Here is a 249-nt window from a genome sequence, read left to right on the forward strand (position 1 = left end):
TGGAGTACCTGGGCCGGGTGGACTTCCAGGTGAAGGTGCGAGGCTTCCGCATCGAGCTGGGGGAAGTGGAGTCCGCGCTGCGCCAGCAGGAGTCGGTGAAGGAAGCTGTCGTCGTGGCGAAGGGGGAGGGGGCGGAGAAGCGGCTCGTGGCGTACGTGGCGCCAAAGGCAGGCGCGACGCTGGAAGCGGAGGCCCTGAAGGCAAGCCTGCGTCAGCGGTTGCCGGAGTACATGGTGCCCGGGGCAGTGG

At 68.7% G+C, this 249-nt stretch carries 1 protein-coding gene; it reads left to right on the plus strand.

What is annotated here, in order from left to right; all coding sequences use genetic code 11:
• A partial coding sequence (locus tag ACLEQD_RS45415) for an AMP-binding enzyme (protein ID WP_410392079.1) occupies positions 1 to 249 on the plus strand: 249 nt, incomplete at both ends.

The organism is Corallococcus sp. 4LFB (assembly GCF_046520365.1).
Lineage (GTDB): Bacteria > Myxococcota > Myxococcia > Myxococcales > Myxococcaceae > Corallococcus > Corallococcus caeni.